The organism is Pantoea sp. SGAir0175, assembly GCF_043547855.1.
Genome location: NZ_CP028081.1, coordinates 416,839 through 436,338, shown reverse-complemented (window position 1 = coordinate 436,338; position 19,500 = coordinate 416,839). Strand labels below are relative to the sequence as shown.

Genomic DNA, 19,500 nt, shown 5'->3' with positions numbered 1-19,500 from the left:
CCATGGCTGCCTACGCCTCGACCCTCATTCTTATCTGCCTCGCCATCCTGAGCTACTTCGTCCACAACAGCGCCGTCACCATTTCGATTCTCATCCTGCTGGTGATTAAGCTCACGCCGCTGGCACAGTTCTTTCCCTATGTCGAAAAGCAGGGCATCCAGATTGGTATCATTATTCTCACCGTGGCCGTCATGGCACCGCTGGCAAGCGGCACGCTGCCGGCCTCGTCGCTGCTGAAATCCTTTGCTAACTGGCAATCCATTGTGGCGATTATCGTTGGCGTGTTTGTTGCCTGGCTCGGCGGTCGCGGCGTCAGTTTAATGAGCGTGCAGCCGTCGGTGATTGGCGGGTTGCTGATTGGCACGGTGATTGGTGTGGCGTTCTTTCGCGGCGTGCCGGTCGGGCCGCTCATCGCGGCAGGGATTGTGTCGCTGTTTGTCACCACGAAGTAGCCTGCTGGACCATTCCGAAACGCCAAAAAGGGGGCATACTTTCAGAGTCAGTTGGCTATAATAGCCGTCACTCAACTTACGACTAATGAAGGAAAGCCAGATGAGTTTGAACCAGGTGCCTGCAGGTAAAGATCTGCCAGAAGATATCTATGTCGTCATCGAGATCCCGGCCAACGCCGATCCGATCAAATATGAAGTGGACAAAGAGTCTGGCGCCCTGTTTGTAGACCGTTTCATGTCTACCGCCATGTTCTATCCGTGCAACTACGGTTACATCAACCACACGCTGTCTCTGGATGGTGACCCGGTTGACGTGCTGGTGCCAACCCCGTATCCGCTGCAGCCAGGTTCAGTGATCCGCTGCCGTCCGGTAGGCGTGCTGAAGATGACCGACGAATCAGGTGAAGATGCCAAACTGGTTGCGGTTCCGCACACCAAGCTGAGCAAAGAGTACGATCACATTAAAGATGTGAACGACCTGCCAGAACTGCTGAAAGCGCAGATCACCCACTTCTTTGAGCACTACAAAGATCTGGAAAAAGGCAAATGGGTGAAGGTTGACGGCTGGGACAACGCGGAAGCGGCTAAAGCTGAAATCATCTCCTCTTTCGAGCGCGCACAGAAGAAGTAAGTTTTCTGTCAGCGCTGTCGCATCGCTATGTATGGCGATCGGCAGATAAAAAAACACCGCCCACTGGGCGGTGTTTTTATTTACGCTTCTGCGGCGTCATCGCGCCGTAACCAGTCGCCACTCGCGATGCGGGTGCGACCGGCAATCGAACGCTGATACACGTACAGCCAGGCGCTGCCGTAGGGCGTCTGGATCAGCTGGCGCTTATACTCGCCGTTCTTGCTGCGCAAGGCATCCAGCTCGCCGAGGGTACTGGCGTCGATGCGATACACTTCGCAGTACACCGTGCCGTCCCCCTCAACCACGCCCGGATAGTGACCGAGATTGTAGAGCGCAAACCCTTCAATCTGATGGTCGCCGAGCCATTGCGCATTGGTCATCCAATGACTATTTCCCTGTTTGCGCCGTAAACTGCCGTAGACAATTATTCGCATTGCTAAAACTCAAACTGATAGAGCAAATCCAGTGCCTGATCGAGACCCGACACGGCTTCCAAATAGAGTTTGGGCATCAGGCGATAACGCAAAGTGAGCGTCGCCAGTGAATCAAATATGCCAACACCGTATTTTACCTGCAGACCCGGCAGCACATAACCACTCACCTGCACCTGCTGGCTGTCGCCGACACCGGTGGTATCAAGCGCAAGGTTACTGACGCCGAAGGTCTCGCCGATTTTACCCATAACCTGACCACTTTGTGCAACCCCCAGTCCAACCAGCGCCGAGGTTAAGGCGTTGCTGTCGCCATCGCTGCTGAGTCCCTGACCGCGTAACAGGTAAGACAGCGCCTCCTGCTGCGACATCGCCGGGTCGGAGAAGACCTCCACCTTCGGCTCGTCGGCCAGCCCGGTGACGCGCAGACCAGCTGTCACATCATCCTCGGTGGCTTCCGGGTTACGAATCGCCTCCAGGTTGACGTACGGCTGATCCGGCGGACCGGCGAACTGCAGCTCGCCTTTACGCACAATCAGATCCTGACCATACGCGTGGAAACGGCCGGAAGGAATATTGATTTGTCCGTTTAAGCCCAGGCCGGTTTTATCCTGCACCAGTTTGAGATCGCCGTTGAGGCGCGCTTTCAGGCCAAAGGCCGAGAGGCGCACATCGTTGCCGACGTGGATCACCAGATTGCTGTTGATCGGGATCGCGGCGGTTTTCGGCTGAATCGGCTTGAGGTTCTCATCCAGCATCACCTCATCCGACGACACGCCGGTAGCGCTCTCCGGCACTTCCTGCACCGTGATGCGCGCCCACGGAATATCAACCTTGCCGTCAAGGTTGAACGCCGCCGGTGTGGCTTCAAACGCCAGGTCCGGCGAAACGTCCATCCGCACCATCGGCGGAACGGTAACGCGAATGCGGCTGCCCTGCGCAGTAACGCGCGCGCGCCAGTTATCCAGCTGGCTCCAGTCCGCGTTGCCGCCCAGATTGAGATTACCCTGCTGCGTCTGGATCAGGCCGTTGAGCGTGGAACTCATGCCGTTAAACACCAGGTTGAGATTGGCCGAGGTGAGATCAACCGGCATAAAGCTGCCGTCCACATCAACATCGCTCAGCCCCAGCTGACCAAAGATCTGCGGCTGCTGCAGCGTGCCGCCGAGACGCAGATTGCTGTTGAGGTTGCCTTTGATCTTCTCGCCCTGCATCAGCGCCGGGTTGAGCATCGCCAGTGAAATGTTGCTGATGCCGATGTTGCCTGACAGCTGGCGGCGATTCTCCGGATCGGCGATTTGCACGTTGCCGCTCAGCTGACCGTTATTCACGATGTGAATCAGCCAGTCGAGCTGCGCGCGTCCATTACGCAGCGCCGCATTCAGGTTGAGCGTGTCGAAGGCGATCGGCAGGTTATTCCCCTGCACATCCTGCACCACTTTTACGCCGTTTCCTTTAAGCGACACCGTGCCGGTCGGCAGCGCGCCGTCGGCGGTCCAGTTCACGCGCGCATCACCGCTGAACACGCCGTTCAGCTGGGTGGCATCGGTGAGGAACGGCTTAAGCATTGCCAGATCAAAGCGGTTCAGCACCACGTGCGCATGGCCGCTGGCTCCGGCCTCGATCGGCTCCGGCACGCACAGCTGCGCGTTGGGGTTTTGCCAGCAGTGCGGCCCGATGGTGGCGCTCTGTTTGCTGTTCAGGTAGTCAATCGTCATCGCGCGCGTCAGGCGCCATTCGCCCACCGGCGTGTCAAAACGCGTATTGTTGAGATTGCCCTGCCAGCGCTGCGTCTGGCGGTCAAAGCTGCCGTTGAGCGCCAGCTGGCCGGAGACCGGCTCGCCCTGCACGTTGAGTTTCAGCTGGTGCTGCTTCTCGTTACCGTCGGCGTTGAGCGTCAGCAGGCTGATCTTAAACGCGTCCTGCTGTAGCTGCTCTACGCGCAGCTGCAGTTTACCGGCGACCTGATCGCTGGATTTCACATCGCTCTGCAGCGTGACGCGGCGGATCTGCAACTGCTGCCAGCGCAGACCGCTGGCGGTAAGATCGGCCAGCAGCTGGGGCGCCTGCAGCGTACCGCGCGCCTTGATGGTGCCTTTGGCTACGCCGCCGAGGCCCGGCAGCGCGTTATCCAGATGCGGCGCATCGACACTGGCATCGAGATTTAGCGCGTCGCCCAGTTCGCCCTTCACGTCGAGATGGTTGCGCCCCAGCGCGATGTCAATGCCGGGGATTTTCCACTGGTTGTAACTGTTGCCGGTCAGCGAGCCTTCGGCGCTCACCGCGTTCTGTTTCACATTGCCCTTCAGCGCCAGCTGCGGCACGCTGAGCTGCCAGCTTCCGCCGTACAGGCTACCGCGCGTGGTGATTTTACCGTCGAGCTTCGCCGGCCAGTCAGGATACTGTTTAGCGGTATTGATGCCCGCCAGCGTCAGCTCGCTGCGCCAGCTGATGGCTTTGCTCCAGTCCACCAGCGCGCTGAGGTCAATGTTGCCCTGCAGCGCCGCCACGCGAAGTTTATCCAGGCTGAACTGCTGCACGTTGCCTTTACCGTCCAGCGTAATGGTGGCCGGCGGCACGGCTTCGCCCTTCACTGCGGTGCGCAGCGACATCACGTAGTCGGTGGCTTTGCCGCTGAACTGGTAGTCGAGATTATCCGCCTGATACTGCACCGGACCGGTCAGCGGCCAGCGCAGCTGCGGGCTGGTGAGTTTGAGCGACAGCGGCAGACCGGCGACCGCCGGCTGCGCGGCGGCGTCCAGCTGAGCACGCACCGGCCCCGAGAGGTTCAGGCCCAGCTTCAGCTCGTCACGCATTGCCCCGGCGAGGTTCAGTTTGATCTTCTCGCCTTTAATCGGATCGAGATTCAGCGAGCCGTTGAGCACAAAATTGACCGGCCAGTTATCCGCCAGCCGGGCATCGCCGCTGGCGTTGAGCTGTCCCTGCGGCGAGTCGACGTCAAAGGTCTCCAGCTGCACATGCCGGTCGGTAGTTTTGGCCTTCAGCAGCAGACGCGTAATCGCCACATCCGTATCGCCGGTGATGCGCAACTGCTCACCCAACAGCTGCTGCACGTTGATATCGAGTGGCAGCTGGAAATCCGGCAGTGCCGGCAGCAGCGGCTCGGCAAACATCGCCTGCAGCGTTTCGCCCAGCGGTTTCTCATCCGGCTGCGGCTGCTGCACTTTAGGCTGCACCACCTGTTCGTCCGCCACTTTCGCCGCCTTCGGCAGCGCGATCAGCAGGCTCTGGATATGGGTGGGATTGAGCGTCAGCGCGCGATCCTGCCACTGCAGGCCGCTGGTGAAGTCGAGCAGCGAAATGGCGGTGTCATCGACTTTAACGTTGATGTTATGCAGGCTGACCCGGCTCAGCGTAATCGGGTATGGCGTGCTGAGATTGCTGCTGCCGCTCTCCTCTTCCGGCGGCGGCGCACTGGCGGGCGTCATTTTTTTGCTGTCGACCACCACGCTGACGTCCTGCAGCGCGATATCGTTCACGCACACCGAGGAGTGCAGCAGGCAGTTGAGGTTGAGCGCCAGATGGAAGCGCCCGGCATCCACGCTGACGCCCGGCATCTGGTACTTCACGCCGCTCAGCGTCAGATCGCGCCAGCCGCCTTCCACCTTGTTAATCGACAGGCCCGGCACCCAGCGATCGGCACCTTTAAACAACAGATGCAATCCGGGCGTGGTGCCCACCAGAAACGCCACGCTGGCCAACAGCACCAGCACGAAAATACCGATACCGATCAGGACCTTTTTCCATAGCTTCATAGTTCAGGCCCCAGTCCTACATAAAATTGCAATCCATGCTCCTTGTCGTCACCAATCGGGCGCGCGATATCAAACTTGATCGGCCCTACCGGAGAAGACCAGCGCACGCCGAAGCCTGCACCGGTTTTAACATTACTCTGCTTGATGTCGTTGACCGCTTCGCCGGAGTCGACGAATACCGCGCCCCACCATTTGCCGGAGACGTTGTACTGATACTCGAGCGAGCCGGTGGCCAGCTTTGAGGCACCGGTGAGTTTGCCTTCGTCATCGCGCGGCGAGATATCTTTGTATTTATAGCCGCGAATGCTGCGGTCACCGCCGGCGAAGAAGCGCAGATCGGGCGGCACTTTTTCAAAGTCGTTGGTTTCAATCCAGCCAAGATTACCGCGCGCCACAAAGCGATGCTTCTCGCCCAGCGTGCGGATCCACACGTTCTGCGCCTGCAGGATCAGGAAGTCGACGTCCGAGCCCCAGGTGGTGTCCGACACGTCTACCGAATAGCGCTGTGAATCGCCCCAGGTCGGCATCAGGCCGCCGCGCGAACGGGTGCGGTTCAGGCTGACGCCCGGATAGAGCAGCATGGTGGTGTTGGTGACGCTGCCCTGAGTAAAGTGGTCGAGGCTCCAGCGCAGGTTAACCGCGCGCTGCCAGCCGGAGCTGCTGTCCCAGTTACGCGACATCGCCAGCGTGGTGGTGTCCGATTTGGTGTCGTTGAGATCGGTGCGTTTCAGGCCGCCGGAGAAGGTGTAGTACTGCTCCAGCGGACTTTTCAGCAGCGGCACTTTATAGCTGAGATCAAGCTGCTGCTCCGGCGCGGAGATATAGGCGCTGGAGGTCAGGCTGTGGCCGCTGTCGTTGATCCACGGCTTTTTCCACGTGCCTTTCAGCCGCGGTCCGACGTCCGTCGAGTAACCGACACCGGCTTCGATGGTGTTCTCCACGCGCGGCGACACGGCGGCGCTGAGCGGCAGCACTTTGGTCTGGCGTCCTTTATCGAACTCGGGTGCCACGACGACAGAATTAAACCAGCCGGTGGCGGAGAGGCGACGATTGAGTTCGGCCAAATCGCGTGAGCTGTAGGGATCGCCCTTTTTGAACGGCACCAGATTGCGCAGATAGGCTTCATTGATTTGCGAGCCCTCAAAGCTGACATCGCCGAAGCGATAGCGCGGGCCGCTGTCGTAGTCGATATCCCAGAATGCTAAACGCCGTTCGACCGAGACACCAAGCTGGCTCTGCTTAAAGTCACCGTCGAAGTAACCATTACGCAGCGCCAGGCTGGAGAAGCCGTTTTTGAATTTATCGTAGTCGCCGTGATTAAGCTGGCTGCCGACTTTAGGCCTGCCCTGCTTCACCCACGCCTGATAGTCAGGATCGTCTTTTGCGGCGCCTTCCACCACGATGGTGCTGCCGCCAATCTTCACCGGCTCACCGGCGGTGACGCGGGCAATCAGCACCGGACGCCCCCCCTGCGGCGGTGCCGGGCGTGATTCAAAGTCGATCTGCGGCTCGTAATAGCCCAGCGCACGCAAACCTTCTTTGATCGCGGCAGCCACGCGCGCCTGGAAACGGCCGTCGTTCGACACCTCGTCACTGCCGATAGTGGACAAGCGCGCCCTGACGTTTTTCTGTAACTCCCCGGTCAGGCCTTCCAGCTGCAGTCGCACTTTGGCTGCCTCAACAGCAGGTGCGGCAAGCAGCAGGCTGGCCAAGCAATAAGCATGAAATCGCGGCACGCGTACTCCTGTTAATAATGCCTGCCCCTATTCCGCAGGGGCGTTAACTCTGGTGGAAAGGGTATCACCACACCTTGCATACCCATCAGCATAGCCGCTCTTTTTTGCGAACGGCTGCGTAAAAACGGCCGCTAAGCCAAATCGACTGCTATTGTCGGTAAATGTGCGTACCGATACAACAACGAAGCCGCGCTTCTGCGCACCGCCAGCTGCCACTCGGATTAATCCGAGCCGCCCAATCACGCCGCTGGCGGCAGCAATAGCGCTGCTGCTATAATCAGCGACCAGCAGGCCTCGCCTGCACGCATTTCTGCCCCGACGTTAACGTGACTTTGTCGAACTGGCGCAGACATTTTTGGCACGGATAGCCCTGTTTGACGGGTAAGTACCGGATGTACGCCTCTTCGCGCTGCCCAGGCCAAAAATGACAAGTGATTAACCCAACGGATCTTTTATGCTTGATAGCCTGCTTGTCATTCTTTTACTGATCGTAATCAGTTCATTTTTTTCTCTGTCGGAGATCTCGCTGGCGGCTGCCCGCAAGATCAAACTGAAACTGCTGGCCGATGAAGGCAACATCAACGCGCAGCGCGTGCTGAAGATGCAGGAACAGCCTGGCATGTTCTTCACCGTGGTACAGATTGGCCTCAACGCCGTCGCGATTCTCGGCGGTATCGTCGGCGATGCGGCGTTTTCTCCCGCCTTCAGCAGCCTGTTCAACCGCTTTATGGAGCCGGAACTGGCGGATCAGCTCAGCTTTATCTGCTCCTTCACCATCGTCACCAGCCTGTTTATTCTGTTTGCCGACCTGACGCCAAAACGCGTCGGCATGATCGCGCCGGAAGCCATCGCGCTGCGCATCATCAATCCGATGCGCTTCTGCCTGCTGGTTTTCCGCCCGCTGGTATGGCTGTTCAATGGCCTGGCCAACGTGTTCTTTCGCATCTTTAAGCTGCCGATGGTGCGTAAAGATGACATCACCTCGGATGACATTTACGCGGTGGTAGAAGCGGGCGCGCTGGCCGGCGTGCTGCGCAAGCAGGAGCACGAGCTGATCGAGAACGTGTTTGAGCTGGAATCACGCACCGTGCCTTCGTCTATGACCTCGCGTGAAAATATCGTGTGGTTCGATCTGCACGAAGACGAAACCAGCCTGAAAACCAAAATCGCGCAACACCCGCATTCGAAGTTTCTGGTGTGCGACGGCGATATCGACCATATCGTCGGTTACGTTGATTCCAAAGAGCTGCTGCTGCGCGTGCTGGGCAATCAGAGCATGACGCTCAACAGCGGCGTGCAGATTCGTTCGGCGCTGATTGTGCCGGATACACTGACGCTGTCAGAGGCGCTGGAGAGTTTTAAAACCGCCGGCGAAGACTTCGCGGTGATCATGAACGAATATGCGCTGGTGGTCGGAATTATCACGCTTAACGACGTGATGACCACGCTGATGGGCGATCTGGTCGGTCAGGGGCTGGAAGAGCAGATTGTGGCGCGCGACGAGAATTCCTGGCTGGTGGAAGGCGGTACGCCGATTGATGACGTGATGCGCGTGCTGGATATCGACGAGTTCCCGCAGTCCGGCAACTACGAGACCATCGGCGGCTTCATGATGTATATGCTGCGTAAGATCCCCAAACGCACCGATTTCGTCAAATTCTCCGGCTACAAATTCGAGGTGGTGGATATCGACAGCTACCGCATCGACCAGCTGCTGGTGACGCGCATTGATGACCGCCCGCCGGTGCTGAATGTGTCGAAGAGTACGCTGGATGAGTCTGAAGGGCCTGCCGCATAGCAGTGATCGTGCGGTTACAGAAAGATTCAGGGCGCCAGCGGCGCCCTTTCTTTTGCTTAGTTGTACTCGGCTTGCAGCCGCAGCACCTGGCGGTTGATTTCTGACATCACGCTAAGGTGCTGTTTATCCTTGACGCGCGGCAACATGACTTTGCCTTTGTCGAACTCAAACGCGCCAACATCCTTGATGTACAACCTTCCTTTAAATAGCGTCTTTACATATTTCGCAATTTGCAGCGGATTATAGCGCTGGAAGATCTTCATGCTGTTTAACTCCTGAACAGATGTAATACGCTTCGCCGTTGCCAAATTCGGTACGAGCCCTTGAAGCGCAAATGAGGCATAACTATAGAACATGATTCCTTGCCGATGTTCCGAAAAAATGGATTTTTTACTGAATTGACACATCATTACAGAGAACTCTGTCATAACGATCACAAAATCCAGTATAAACCTTCATTGGTTAAGGAATTGTGGCATGGGTTACAAAGCTGCTATCTCATCGCGACAGGCGCATCATCCACGCCTAATATTGCAAAAACATGAATAACTGGTCGGATCACTAAGGAGCATTACCATGCGTTTGGCACATTCCGTGATAGCCCTGGCGCTGCTGCTGCCCAGCCTTGCCTCAGCCCACGCGTTTAAGGTTGGCGAGCGCGTGCCGGCAGTCGGCGTTAACGACAAAGGAGAACTGCTGTATCAGCAGGAGAAGTTTCGCTACCAGCCCTGGAACAGCGCCCAGCTGAGCGGCAAAGTGCGGGTCATCCTGCATATTGCCGGACGCTCGTCAGCCAAAGAACAGAACGCCGCGCTGATTGAAGCCATCAAAGCCGCCCAGCTGCCGCACGACCGCTATCAGACCACCACGGTGGTTAATACCGATGATGCCATTCCCGGCACCGGGATGTTTGTGCGCAGCAGCATTGAGAGCAATAAACAGCAGTATCCGTGGTCGCAGTTCATTGTCGACAGCAACGGCAACGCGCGCAAGGCGTGGCAGCTGGAGAAAGGCGGTTCGGCAATTGTGATTCTGGATAAGACCGGCCATGTGCGTTACGCCAAAGACGGTCCGCTGACGCAGGATGAAGTGCAGCAGGCGATGAAACTGATCCATCAGCTGCTGCAGGCGTGATCGCGCCACAGCGGGTGGCGCGCATAGCGTATCAGAACAGCGAGACGCGGAAGCCCGGATTCAGGAACGACTCGCGCGGCGCGTAGTCGAGGGTTTTGCCCTGCCAGTCATGCACGTGTGCGCCGGCGGCAATTGCTACCGCATGGCCGGCACCGGTATCCCAGATATTGGTCGGCCCGAAGCGCGGATAGAGCTGCGCCTTACCCTCTGCCACCAGGCAGAACTTGAGCGAGGAGCCGATAGCGGTGGTCTGATGCTCGCCCAGCTGGGTCAGATACTCTTTCAGCTCTTCGTCTTTGTCGGCGTGCGAACGGCTCACCACCACCAGCAGCGGTCGCGCTTCACGCACGTGGATCTGCGTGGTGTGGCCGCCCTCTTCTTTCCACGCTTTGCCTTCGGCCGCAGAATACATCACCCCCAGAGCCGGCGCGTACACCACGCCCAGCACCGGTTTGCCGTGCTCAATCAGCGCGATATTGACCGTGAACTCGCCGTTACGCTTAATGAACTCTTTGGTGCCGTCGAGCGGATCGACCAGCCAGTATTGCTGCCAGTGCTGACGCACATCCCAGCCGGGTGGATCCTCTTCCGACAGCACCGGCACGTCAGGCGTCAGCGCCGCTAAGCCCTGCACGATAACCTGATGTGCCGCCAGATCGGCCGCCGTGACCGGTGAATCATCCGATTTACGCGTCACGTCCAGCGGTTGTGCGCCATCGTAGACCTGCATAATGGCATCGCCCGCGCTGCGCGCCAGCTGGCAAATTTTATCTAACATTGTTCACCTCATTTCGGCTGATGCTGCCGCTGAAACCCCGGCAGCCCGTCTCCAGATATTTTAGCAGGTACGCTGTGACAGCCGCAGCTAAGCGTATTCGCTTTGATTATCAATATCATAGTTCGGTCGTGGCGGCTATGGCGCAATGCTGAATGGCAGGCACTCCGTCAGCTTACGCAGGAAAGAGGCAAAATCCCGAGCCCCATCACAAATTGAAATGATAATTCGTCATGGTTTTACATTATTTTGAGAGGCCCATTAAAGCGAACAAGGAGCAAGCCATGTTCAAAGCGAGCATGTCGTTACTGGCCCTGTGCGTTGCAGCCGCCACGGTGCAGGCTGCCACGGTGGATTTACGCATTCTGGAAACCACCGATCTGCACAGCAACATGATGGATTTCGATTACTACAAAGACACGCCGACCGAAAAGTTTGGTCTGGTGCGCACCGCTACGCTCATCCAGCAGGCGCGCGGCGAAGTAGCAAACAGCGTGCTGGTGGATAACGGCGACATTATTCAGGGCAGCCCACTGGGTGATTACATGGCGGCCAAAGGCCTGCAGCCGGGAGAAATCCATCCGGTGTATAAAGCCCTTAATACGCTGGATTACGCGGTGGGCAATCTCGGCAACCACGAATTTAACTACGGCCTGCCCTATCTGCAGCAGGCGATTGCCGGGGCACGTTTTCCCTACATCAACGCCAACGTTATCGATGAAACCAGTGGCAAACCGCTGTTTACCCCCTATTTAATTAAAGAAACTGCGGTAAAAGACCGCGACGGCAAGCCGCATACGCTGAAAATCGGCTATATCGGCTTCGTACCACCGCAGATTATGGTGTGGGATCGCAACAATCTGCAGGGTAAAGTGCGCGTTGATGACATCACCGAGACAGCGAAGCGCTATGTGCCGGAAATGCGCGCAAAAGGTGCTGAAATAATCATCGCTATTCCGCACTCCGGTCTGAGCAGTGAGCCGTACCATGCCATGGCGGAAAACTCGGTGTATTACCTCAGTCAGGTGCCAGGTATCAACGCCATCATGTTCGGCCACGCGCACGCGGTATTTCCCGGCAAAGAGTTTGCGGCGATTAAAGGCGCGGATATCCCTCAGGGCACGCTTAACGGCGTACCGGCGGTGATGCCCGGCATGTGGGGCGATCATCTCGGCGTGGTTGACCTGGTGCTGAAAAATGACGGCGGCAACTGGCAGGTGACCCAGGGTAAAGCCGAGGCACGGCCAGTTTACGATGCGGTAGCGAAAAAATCGCTGGCGGCGGAAGATGCCGATCTGGTGAAAGTGCTGGCCGACGATCATCGCGCTACGCGTGAGTTTGTGGCAAAACCGATCGGCAAGTCGGCGGATGTGATGTACAGCTACCTGTCGCTGGTGCAGGACGATCCCACCGTGCAGATCGTCAATAATGCACAGCGTGCTTACGTCGAACGCTTCATTCAGGGCGATCCCGATCTGGGCCGCTTACCGGTGCTCTCGGCAGCGGCCCCGTTCAAGGCCGGCGGCCGTAAGAACGATCCGGCCAGCTACGTTGAAGTGGAAAAAGGCGATCTTACCTTCCGTAATGCCGCCGATCTCTATCTCTACCCGAATACGCTGGTGGTGATGAAAGTCAGCGGTGCGCAGGTGAAAGAGTGGCTGGAGTGCTCGGCAGCGCAGTTTAATCAGATCGACGTGCATCGTCGTCAGCCGCAGTCGCTGATCAACTGGGATTTCCGCACCTACAATTTTGATGTGATCGACGGCGTGCAGTATCAGATCGATGTGACGCAACCGGCGCGCTACGACGCCGAATGCCAGCTGATTAACCCGGCGGCATCACGCATCCAGGATCTGCGCTGGCAGGGCAAACCGATCGATCCCAAAGCGACCTTCCTCGTTGCCACCAATAATTACCGTGCCTGGGGCGGCAAATTTGCCGGTACCGGCGAGCAGTATGTCGCGTTTGCTTCGCCGGATGAGAACCGCTCGGTGGTGGCCGCCTACATCAGCAGCGAAACCCGCGCCCACGGCGCGGTGCAGCCACAGGCCGATCACAACTGGCGGCTGGCACCGATCGCCAGCGCAACGCCGCTGGATATTCGCTTTGAGACCGCGCCGGGCGCAAAAGCCACGCAGTTTATTGAGAAGTATGCTGATTATCCGATGAAAGCCGTCGGCAGTGATGAAACGGGCTTTGCAATCTGGCAGGTAGATCTACAGAAGCAGGCAGAGAAGAAGTAGTGACCGCGGGCGCCAGATATGGCGCCCGCTGTTTATTACAGGATTTCCAGCAGCTCGACTTCGAAAATCAGGGTGCTGAATGGCGGGATAGAGGCACCCGCGCCGCGCTCGCCGTAAGCGAGATTGTGCGGAATGGCCAGCTCCCACTTCGAACCAACCGGCATCAGGGTCAGCGCTTCAATCCAGCCGGCAATCACGCCGCTGACCGGGAATTCAGCCGGTTCGCCACGGGCAACGGAGCTATCAAACACGGTGCCGTCAATCAGCTTACCGGTGTAGTGCACGCGTACGCGATCCTGACGTGATGGGATCGGACCATCGCCCTGGGTGATGACGCTGAACTGCAGGCCGGATTCGGTGCTGCTCACGCCTTCACGCTGTGCATTCTGCTCGAGGAACTGCTGACCTTCGGCCGCCATGGCTTCGACGCGCTCACGACGTACGCCTTCGGCACGCTCGTGGACTTCACGCAGCGCACGGTGTACCACGTCAACCGGAACTGCCGGTGAGTTCCCTTCCAGCGCGTCGCGCAGGCCCGCAAGCAGCGCTTCTGGCTGCAGACCCTGCAGTCCAGACTCTTGCAGCTGCTGACCAACCTGTAAACCGATACCGTAACTTGCTTGTGATTCGACGCTGTCAAATGAAGGGGTCGTCATCTTGTTTCCTTAATCCCGGAGAAAATAGAACCGGCAGCATAACAGCGCAGGCGGCTGGCGTAAAATCTCGCGCGCCGCGGATGACATTTCCCGGGGAAAGAGAAACAATATGCAGGTCAAATTTTTCAATGCTGGCAGGCACTTCGCGCCCGCTTTGCCCATACTATAGAACAAGAGAGCATCCATGGGCCAAATCGCCCCACGACGTCGCAGGACGCGCGCACCGCGTACCTTATTTTCCCGGTTGCAACGCTGGCTGCCTGACAGGCGCGTCACGACCGCCAGCGAGGAGGAGGAAAGAATGGCTTCTGAAACCCCGTCGCGTATACCCGCTGTGCTGCAGCGCATCTGGCATCTGCTGGATAACGTACGCTGGATGGATCCGCTGCCGCCGCTGCACCGACGCGGTATCGTTATTGCCCTGCTGGTGATGCTGCTGGCGTTTCTCTGGCCTGCCAGCACACCGCAGTATCCGGTGGAACGTCCGGCGGAGAGCAGCGGCAAAGAGGTGCCGATGCAGGCGGAAATCTACGATAACAATGCGCAGCCGCCGCAGAATACGACGCCAAAGAGTGATGCCCAGGGCGAATGGCACAGCTATACCGTGGCCTCGGGCCAGACGCTGGCACAGCTGTTCCGTGACAACAATCTTCCGGTCAATGATGTGTTTGCCATGGCGCGGGTGGAAGGCGATGGGCAGCCGCTGAGCGCACTGCAGAGTGGTCAGCAGGTGAAGATTCGTCAGAACGCGCAGGGCGTGGTGACCGGCTTAACGGTCGAGAGCAGTAACGGTCCGGTGTTGTTTACCCGCCAGCCGGACGGCAGCTTTATCCGCGCGCAGTAAGCGACAGAAACAAAAACGCCGGCACAAGGCCGGCGCTTTCAAACTAAGTAAAAAATTACTCAGCTACTACATTCACAACCAGTTTCGCGAATACTTCGCTGTGAACCTGGAAGTCAACTTCGTGCTCACCGGTGGTGCGCAGAACGCCGTTTGGCAGGCGAACTTCGCTCTTCGCCACTTCAACGCCAGCTGCAGTAACTGCATCAGCGATGTCGCGGGTACCGATGGAACCGAACAGTTTACCTTCGTCGCCTGCTTTAGACGCGAGAGTAACGGTGCCCAGTGCATTGATTTTCTCTGCACGTGCGTTAGCAGCAGCCAGAACGTCAGCCAGTTTGGCTTCCAGTTCAGCGCGACGCGCTTCGAAGAACTCAACGTTTTTCTTGGTAGCAGGAACAGCTTTACCCTGTGGAACCAGGAAGTTACGAGCGTAGCCCGCTTTAACGTTAACCTGATCACCCAGGCTGCCCAGGTTTGCTACTTTATCAAGCAGAATAACTTGCATTACCTTATCCTCTTAAAGTCGTTAATGGACAGTTGCCGATTACTGATGACGATCAGTGTACGGCAGCAGAGACAGGTAACGCGCGCGCTTGATAGCACGAGCCAGCTGACGCTGGTATTTTGCACGAGTACCGGTGATACGGCTTGGAACAATCTTGCCGCTTTCAGTGATGTAGTTTTTCAGCGTTGCGATATCTTTATAATCGATCTCTTGAACGCCTTCCGCGGTGAAACGGCAGAACTTGCGACGACGGAAATAACGTGCCATTTGGCTAGTCTCCAGAATCTATCAATTCAATCTGCTCGGCATGTAACACAAGTTTGCTCTGGCCATTGCGTGCCTGATGGCAGCTAATAAAACCTTCGAGTGTGAGTTGCGTGCCGACCGTTATATGTTGAGTAATCGCCTGATGGGCGCTGCCGCTGATAATCACCGGCATCTGACACCAGGCTTGCCGGTGAAACCCGGCTTCCTCCTGCACAGAACGATGCTCAAGCACGAACTGGCAGTGAGGAATCCCTGACGGACTGACTTTTCGAACTGGCGTCTTGCACACGGTGCCAGACAGGCGCAGCCGATTGGCCGTCATCGTGGATTACTCTTCAGAATCCCCAGCATCTGAGTCTTCTGCCGATTCGTTAGCGAAGTCTTCGCGGCGCTCACGACGCTCGTCTTTCGCTTTAACCATCGGAGAAGCTTCAGTTACCGCGTGCTTAACGCGCATAACCATGCTGCGGATAACGGCGTCGTTGAAGCGGAAGTTAGTTTCCAGCTCGTCGATCACTTCCTGCGGTGCTTCTACGTTCAGCAGAACGTAGTGTGCTTTGTGCAGTTTGTTGATCGGGTAAGCCAGCTGACGGCGACCCCAGTCTTCCAGACGGTGGATCGTGCCCTGTGCACCAGTGATAGCACCAGTGTAACGCTCGATCATGCCCGGAACCTGCTCGCTCTGGTCAGGATGGACCATAAATACGATTTCGTAATGACGCATCGATAGCTCCTTACGGATTATTCAGCCTCCTGTCAGGGTCAGCTGCGGCCCACGGAAGCAAGGAACGTTATAGGTTGCGAATCACCCAAAAGATGAAACACACCTCTGAATGCAGCTGAAAAATTGACGCGTAATCATACTGACCTCGCCGGGGAAACTCAAGCGCACAATTCATCAAATTGTCGCTGCCGTGCCAGGCGGGGACACCTTTCGTGCTAAGGATTGAGATTCAGCAGGTTAGTCAGAGATTGTTCAAAATCCCTGAACGAGGCGTTCAGCATGACGATCTGGCGTCGTACTGGTGAAGAACTAAACTCTCTACAGGCGCAACGGTTTGGCTTAATCAGCGCGCCTGAGAGTGAAATCCCTGGAGTGAGGAGTCGATTATGAAAGCTGTCATTATCGCCACTTTACTGGGTCTCTTCCTGTCTACCCCCGCTCTTGCCAGCTCCGCTGACCAGGCGCTGCAGATGAGAAGTAACAGCAGCAAAGCGGCTTCAGGCTATGTCTACGTTAACCGGCTGGATGCGCCAGGCGGTAACCCGGTCAGCGCGAACACCAGCGCCGCCGACCGCTTGTCGTCACAACTGTAGTCCGGCCTGTTATCCCGGGCTGGCGTGCTCCGCGCCGCCAGCCCGTTCCGTTTTACAAATGATGTTTAAAGAAACTGACCAGCGCGGTGAGCGCTGGCGGCGTGATTTTGTGCCCGATCTGCTTTTCCGCCAGAAAGGTGAGCCGGCTGTCGAGCTGCGCCTCGCGCAACGCCTTCTCCAGCCGTACCGTTTCGGCAAACGGTACGACTTCATCCGCTTCACCGTGCCATAACAGCAGCGGCCGGTTAGCCAGCTGCGCCAGCTGCTGACAGGGATCGTAGGCTGCCAGCGGGGCCAGCCGCGCCTGTAACGCCGCTTTTTGCTCTGGCGTGTGCGCTACCAGCGGCGGGAACAGCGTCTGACTGAGCTGCATGAAGTAACCGGAGCCCATCAGGCAGGCAACGCTGTGCAGGTGTGGATAGCGCGCCATCGCGCCCAGCGCGGTCATGCCGCCCATTGAGGCGCCGGCAATGGCGAAACGCTCGTCCGCCACCCAATCGTTGTCGCGCAGCGCCGCTTCCAGCAGCGGCACTTCATCAATGTTCTGGCGCAAAATCTCCCAGAAGTGCGTCATGCGCGCGTCGGTATCGCCGTTGTAGCGTGCGCCGTGCATCTCTGCATCCGGCATCACCACACGGAAACCGGCCTGCGCCAGCGCCACGGCAAAGTAGCTGTACACCTCTTTCGACGAGGTAAATCCGTGATAAAACAGGATGGTGGGTAAGCGCGCCAGCCGCTGTCCGGCCGGTGCCGCGTGAATACACTCAATGCCCGCCAGGTTCTCCGTTGCCAACTCAATCATACCGTCTCCGTTGAGAATGATTATCACTGGTCTCAGTGTACGTGCTGCCGGCCAAAACGCGAGCCACATCACATTTATTTCGATTAATTTCTGCCCTAAACATTTGCCGCATTTTGCCGTTGATCCTGTACCCCTCCAGTTATTTATTAAAGGTACTTTATGAAGCGTCTCTCTCTCAGCGCCATGAGTCTCGGAATTAAGCTGTCTGTATTGACGTCTTTCAGTGTGGCAATCGTGCTGTTTGCCCTGACGTTAACGCTCAGCCATAACGCCGCGCGCCAGCTGGAGCAGCTGGCTGTCGACGATATGCAAAACCAGGTGCTCGGCATTAATGAAATGGCCACGATGTTTAACGCGACCTTATCGGAAGAAGTGGCGAACTATACCCGGCTGTTTCAGAGCTTTTTACCTAAGCGATTCAGCCGTGACGACAGCTCACGCATTCAGGTGGGATCGTTCAGCACGCCGACGCTGCGTGCCGGGCTGAAAACCCTCAACCTCGATCAGATCGCCGTGGACGATTTTCTCGATCGTACCGGTGCAGTCTCCACCATTTTTGTGCGCGACGGCGAGGATTACATTCGCATCGCGACCTCACTGAAGAAAGAGGATGGCAGCCGCGCGGTGGGCACCCAGCTTGATCGCAGCAGCGCGGCGTGGCGCAGCGTGAATAAGGGCGAAGTGTATCGCGGCCTGGCGACGCTGTTCGGCCATCGCTATATCACCCAATACCAGCCGGTGCAGGACGACAGCGGCGCAGTCATCGCCATTCTGTTTGTTGGCGTGCAGATTGATAAACAGTACGCGCTGATGCGGGACAAAGTGCTGGCGCGACGTCTCGGCGACAGCGGCAGCTTCTTCGTGCTGAACGGCACGCCGGGCAGCGCACAGGGCCAGTATCTGTTTGCCCGTCAGTCCGAAGGCAAGCTGCCGGACTGGGATCGCAGCGTACAGCAGCAGATCCTGACGCAGCCGCACGGCCTGCTGGAGATCGCGCATCAGGGCGAAACCCGCCTGCTGGCATGGCAGCAACTGCCGGGCTGGAACTGGATTATCGCCGGTGAAGTCAGCCGTGCCAGCCTGCTGGCACCGATCACTCACAGCCGCAATCTGTTCATGCTGATTGGCCTGGCGCTGGTGCTCGCCTTTGCCATTGGCTTTGTGCTGTATAGCCGGCGCGCCATTACCCGGCCGCTGCAGCAGGTGATCCATCTGGCCGAGCAGTATGCGGCAGGTAATCTGCAGGCGCACCTCGACTCAGCGCGCCGCGACGAGATCGGCCAGCTGGTGAGCGCGATTAACGGCATTGGCGACGGCCTGGAGAAAGTGGTAGGCCAGGTACGCGCCGCCGCGCGTGAGATCAGCGACGGCACCGACACCATTGCGGCCAGCAGTTCCAGCATCAGCGAGCAGATTGGCCGCCAGGCGAGCAGCGTCGAAGAGACCTCGGCCAGCATGGAGCAGTTTGGCGCAACCGTGGCGCAAACCGCCGCTAATGTGCGTCAGGCGATGGCGCTGGTTGGTGAAGCCGCCAGCACCGTCAGCCAGGGCGGCAGCACCGTGGCGCGCTCGGTAGAGACCATGGCGGAGATTCGCATTGCCTCGCAGAGCATCGCCGACATTACCCACGTGATCGAGTCGATTGCCTTCCAGACCAATATTCTGGCGCTCAACGCTGCGGTTGAGGCGGCGCGCGCCGGTGAGCACGGCAAAGGCTTCGCGGTCGTCGCTGCGGAAGTACGTGCACTGGCGCAGCGCAGCGCCAATGCGGCGAAGGAGATTGATGGGCTGATCGCCAGTTCGATCGACAAAGTGGCCGCCGGCCATGCGCTCTCGGAACAAACGCGTGACGCCATGAGCCATATTGTCAGCCATATCGAACAGGTGAAAACCCTGATGGGGGAAATCAATATCGCCGCCCAGGAGCAGGCTGCGGGCATTGGTCAGGTCAATCTGGCGATGAACCACATCAGCCATGCGACCCATCAGAGCAGCGACATGATTAACCAGTCCGAGCACACGGCGCAGCACCTGAGTCAGAAAGGCCATCATCTGACCCAGCTGGTGAGTATTTTCCGCCTCAACGACTGATGAGCACGGGCAGATGGCTTACACTTGAGTCATCTGCCTGTT

The 19,500-nt window shown here is 57.9% G+C and carries 19 protein-coding genes; 8 read left to right on the top strand and 11 right to left on the bottom strand.

Annotation, left to right across the window (positions count from 1 at the left end; genetic code table 11):
- The first annotated feature begins 2 nt into the window (after positions 1-2).
- Both C1N56_RS02080 and ppa read left to right on the top strand, forming a co-directional pair.
- Positions 3-452, top strand: coding sequence for a DUF441 domain-containing protein (locus C1N56_RS02080; RefSeq protein ID WP_021509736.1), 450 nt, complete (start codon positions 3-5; stop codon positions 450-452).
- Between the two features lie 100 nt (positions 453-552).
- On the top strand, positions 553-1,083 hold the full coding sequence (ppa, locus tag C1N56_RS02075; protein WP_021509737.1) for an inorganic diphosphatase: 531 nt from the start codon (positions 553-555) through the stop codon (positions 1,081-1,083).
- Positions 1,084-1,163: 80 nt separating this feature from the next.
- On the opposite strand, the gene C1N56_RS02070 is transcribed toward ppa, so the two are convergent.
- The 3 genes from C1N56_RS02070 to C1N56_RS02060 are packed head-to-tail and all read right to left on the bottom strand — an operon-like array spanning position 1,164 to position 7,026.
- Entirely contained in the window at positions 1,164-1,517 is a 354-nt protein-coding gene (locus tag C1N56_RS02070; RefSeq protein ID WP_031280151.1) for a gamma-glutamylcyclotransferase family protein, read from the bottom strand.
- 2 nt (positions 1,518-1,519) lie between these two features.
- Positions 1,520-5,290: an autotransporter assembly complex protein TamB gene (locus C1N56_RS02065; RefSeq protein ID WP_394517040.1), complete on the bottom strand. Its 3,771-nt coding sequence runs from the start codon at positions 5,288-5,290 to the stop codon at positions 1,520-1,522.
- Positions 5,287-7,026: an autotransporter assembly complex protein TamA gene (locus C1N56_RS02060; RefSeq protein WP_031280152.1), complete on the bottom strand. Its 1,740-nt coding sequence runs from the start codon at positions 7,024-7,026 to the stop codon at positions 5,287-5,289. Before C1N56_RS02060 ends, C1N56_RS02065 begins: the two co-directional genes overlap by 4 nt.
- 454 nt (positions 7,027-7,480) lie before the next feature.
- Between C1N56_RS02060 and C1N56_RS02055 the strand changes: the two genes are divergently transcribed.
- Entirely contained in the window at positions 7,481-8,824 is a 1,344-nt protein-coding gene (locus C1N56_RS02055) for a hemolysin family protein (RefSeq protein WP_021509741.1), read from the top strand.
- Between the two features lie 56 nt (positions 8,825-8,880).
- On the opposite strand, the gene C1N56_RS02050 is transcribed toward C1N56_RS02055, so the two are convergent.
- Positions 8,881-9,087, bottom strand: coding sequence for a DUF1107 domain-containing protein (locus C1N56_RS02050; RefSeq protein ID WP_031280153.1), 207 nt, complete (start codon positions 9,085-9,087; stop codon positions 8,881-8,883).
- Between the two features lie 313 nt (positions 9,088-9,400).
- Here C1N56_RS02050 and C1N56_RS02045 point away from each other — a divergent pair, with 313 nt between their 5' ends.
- The gene (locus C1N56_RS02045) at positions 9,401-9,958 is read left to right on the top strand and encodes a YtfJ family protein (RefSeq protein WP_058759862.1); all 558 of its coding nucleotides are present in this window, start codon (positions 9,401-9,403) and stop codon (positions 9,956-9,958) included.
- Between the two features lie 31 nt (positions 9,959-9,989).
- On the opposite strand, the gene cysQ is transcribed toward C1N56_RS02045, so the two are convergent.
- Positions 9,990-10,736 (bottom strand): 3'(2'),5'-bisphosphate nucleotidase CysQ, encoded by a 747-nt coding sequence (cysQ, locus tag C1N56_RS02040; RefSeq protein WP_021509744.1) that lies wholly within the window; start codon positions 10,734-10,736, stop codon positions 9,990-9,992.
- 281 nt (positions 10,737-11,017) lie between these two features.
- Here cysQ and C1N56_RS02035 point away from each other — a divergent pair, with 281 nt between their 5' ends.
- Positions 11,018-12,976, top strand: a complete 1,959-nt coding sequence (locus C1N56_RS02035; RefSeq protein ID WP_394517039.1) for a bifunctional 2',3'-cyclic-nucleotide 2'-phosphodiesterase/3'-nucleotidase — start codon at positions 11,018-11,020, stop codon at positions 12,974-12,976.
- Positions 12,977-13,011: 35 nt separating this feature from the next.
- Here the strand turns inward: C1N56_RS02035 and fklB are convergent, their stop codons facing one another.
- Positions 13,012-13,632, bottom strand: a complete 621-nt coding sequence (gene fklB / locus C1N56_RS02030) for an FKBP-type peptidyl-prolyl cis-trans isomerase (protein ID WP_021509746.1) — start codon at positions 13,630-13,632, stop codon at positions 13,012-13,014.
- 184 nt (positions 13,633-13,816) lie between these two features.
- Between fklB and C1N56_RS02025 the strand changes: the two genes are divergently transcribed.
- Complete coding sequence (locus C1N56_RS02025; RefSeq protein ID WP_150360361.1) at positions 13,817-14,476, top strand: OapA family protein; 660 nt, start codon at positions 13,817-13,819, stop codon at positions 14,474-14,476.
- A gap of 55 nt (positions 14,477-14,531) precedes the next feature.
- On the opposite strand, the gene rplI is transcribed toward C1N56_RS02025, so the two are convergent.
- From rplI to rpsF, 4 genes are read right to left on the bottom strand one after another with little or no spacing between them, the layout of a single operon-like run.
- Entirely contained in the window at positions 14,532-14,981 is a 450-nt protein-coding gene (rplI, locus tag C1N56_RS02020; RefSeq protein ID WP_021509748.1) for a 50S ribosomal protein L9, read from the bottom strand.
- A 39-nt stretch (positions 14,982-15,020) separates the two neighbouring features.
- Positions 15,021-15,248 (bottom strand): 30S ribosomal protein S18, encoded by a 228-nt coding sequence (rpsR, locus tag C1N56_RS02015; RefSeq protein WP_000135199.1) that lies wholly within the window; start codon positions 15,246-15,248, stop codon positions 15,021-15,023.
- A gap of 4 nt (positions 15,249-15,252) precedes the next feature.
- Complete coding sequence (gene priB, locus C1N56_RS02010) at positions 15,253-15,570, bottom strand: primosomal replication protein N (RefSeq protein ID WP_031280155.1); 318 nt, start codon at positions 15,568-15,570, stop codon at positions 15,253-15,255.
- Between the two features lie 6 nt (positions 15,571-15,576).
- Positions 15,577-15,972 carry a 30S ribosomal protein S6 gene (gene rpsF / locus C1N56_RS02005; RefSeq protein WP_021509750.1) on the bottom strand — a complete coding sequence of 132 codons (396 nt, stop codon included), beginning with the start codon at positions 15,970-15,972 and terminating at the stop codon, positions 15,577-15,579.
- A gap of 386 nt (positions 15,973-16,358) precedes the next feature.
- On the opposite strand from rpsF, the gene C1N56_RS02000 reads away from it, so the two are divergent.
- Entirely contained in the window at positions 16,359-16,565 is a 207-nt protein-coding gene (locus tag C1N56_RS02000; protein ID WP_021509751.1) for a hypothetical protein, read from the top strand.
- A 52-nt stretch (positions 16,566-16,617) separates the two neighbouring features.
- Here the strand turns inward: C1N56_RS02000 and yjfP are convergent, their stop codons facing one another.
- Positions 16,618-17,367 (bottom strand): esterase, encoded by a 750-nt coding sequence (gene yjfP / locus C1N56_RS01995; protein WP_021509752.1) that lies wholly within the window; start codon positions 17,365-17,367, stop codon positions 16,618-16,620.
- A gap of 159 nt (positions 17,368-17,526) precedes the next feature.
- Between yjfP and C1N56_RS01990 the strand changes: the two genes are divergently transcribed.
- Positions 17,527-19,458, top strand: coding sequence for a methyl-accepting chemotaxis protein (locus C1N56_RS01990; protein WP_104093863.1), 1,932 nt, complete (start codon positions 17,527-17,529; stop codon positions 19,456-19,458).
- Positions 19,459-19,500 lie beyond the last annotated feature (42 nt).

Excerpts from the sequence above, each read along its gene's own strand:
- C1N56_RS02080 (WP_021509736.1), top strand. The coding sequence starts at position 3 with ATGGCTGCCTACGCCTCGACCCTCATTCTTATCTGCCTCGCCATCCTG.
- ppa (WP_021509737.1), top strand. The coding sequence starts at position 553 with ATGAGTTTGAACCAGGTGCCTGCAGGTAAAGATCTGCCAGAAGATATC.
- C1N56_RS02070 (WP_031280151.1), bottom strand. The coding sequence starts at position 1,517 with ATGCGAATAATTGTCTACGGCAGTTTACGGCGCAAACAGGGAAATAGT.
- C1N56_RS02065 (WP_394517040.1), bottom strand. The coding sequence starts at position 5,290 with ATGAAGCTATGGAAAAAGGTCCTGATCGGTATCGGTATTTTCGTGCTG.
- C1N56_RS02055 (WP_021509741.1), top strand. The coding sequence starts at position 7,481 with ATGCTTGATAGCCTGCTTGTCATTCTTTTACTGATCGTAATCAGTTCA.
- C1N56_RS02050 (WP_031280153.1), bottom strand. The coding sequence starts at position 9,087 with ATGAAGATCTTCCAGCGCTATAATCCGCTGCAAATTGCGAAATATGTA.
- C1N56_RS02045 (WP_058759862.1), top strand. The coding sequence starts at position 9,401 with ATGCGTTTGGCACATTCCGTGATAGCCCTGGCGCTGCTGCTGCCCAGC.
- cysQ (WP_021509744.1), bottom strand. The coding sequence starts at position 10,736 with ATGTTAGATAAAATTTGCCAGCTGGCGCGCAGCGCGGGCGATGCCATT.
- C1N56_RS02035 (WP_394517039.1), top strand. The coding sequence starts at position 11,018 with ATGTTCAAAGCGAGCATGTCGTTACTGGCCCTGTGCGTTGCAGCCGCC.
- fklB (WP_021509746.1), bottom strand. The coding sequence starts at position 13,632 with ATGACGACCCCTTCATTTGACAGCGTCGAATCACAAGCAAGTTACGGT.
- C1N56_RS02025 (WP_150360361.1), top strand. The coding sequence starts at position 13,817 with ATGGGCCAAATCGCCCCACGACGTCGCAGGACGCGCGCACCGCGTACC.
- rplI (WP_021509748.1), bottom strand. The coding sequence starts at position 14,981 with ATGCAAGTTATTCTGCTTGATAAAGTAGCAAACCTGGGCAGCCTGGGT.
- rpsR (WP_000135199.1), bottom strand. The coding sequence starts at position 15,248 with ATGGCACGTTATTTCCGTCGTCGCAAGTTCTGCCGTTTCACCGCGGAA.
- priB (WP_031280155.1), bottom strand. The coding sequence starts at position 15,570 with ATGACGGCCAATCGGCTGCGCCTGTCTGGCACCGTGTGCAAGACGCCA.
- rpsF (WP_021509750.1), bottom strand. The coding sequence starts at position 15,972 with ATGCGTCATTACGAAATCGTATTTATGGTCCATCCTGACCAGAGCGAG.
- C1N56_RS02000 (WP_021509751.1), top strand. The coding sequence starts at position 16,359 with ATGAAAGCTGTCATTATCGCCACTTTACTGGGTCTCTTCCTGTCTACC.
- yjfP (WP_021509752.1), bottom strand. The coding sequence starts at position 17,367 with ATGATTGAGTTGGCAACGGAGAACCTGGCGGGCATTGAGTGTATTCAC.
- C1N56_RS01990 (WP_104093863.1), top strand. The coding sequence starts at position 17,527 with ATGAAGCGTCTCTCTCTCAGCGCCATGAGTCTCGGAATTAAGCTGTCT.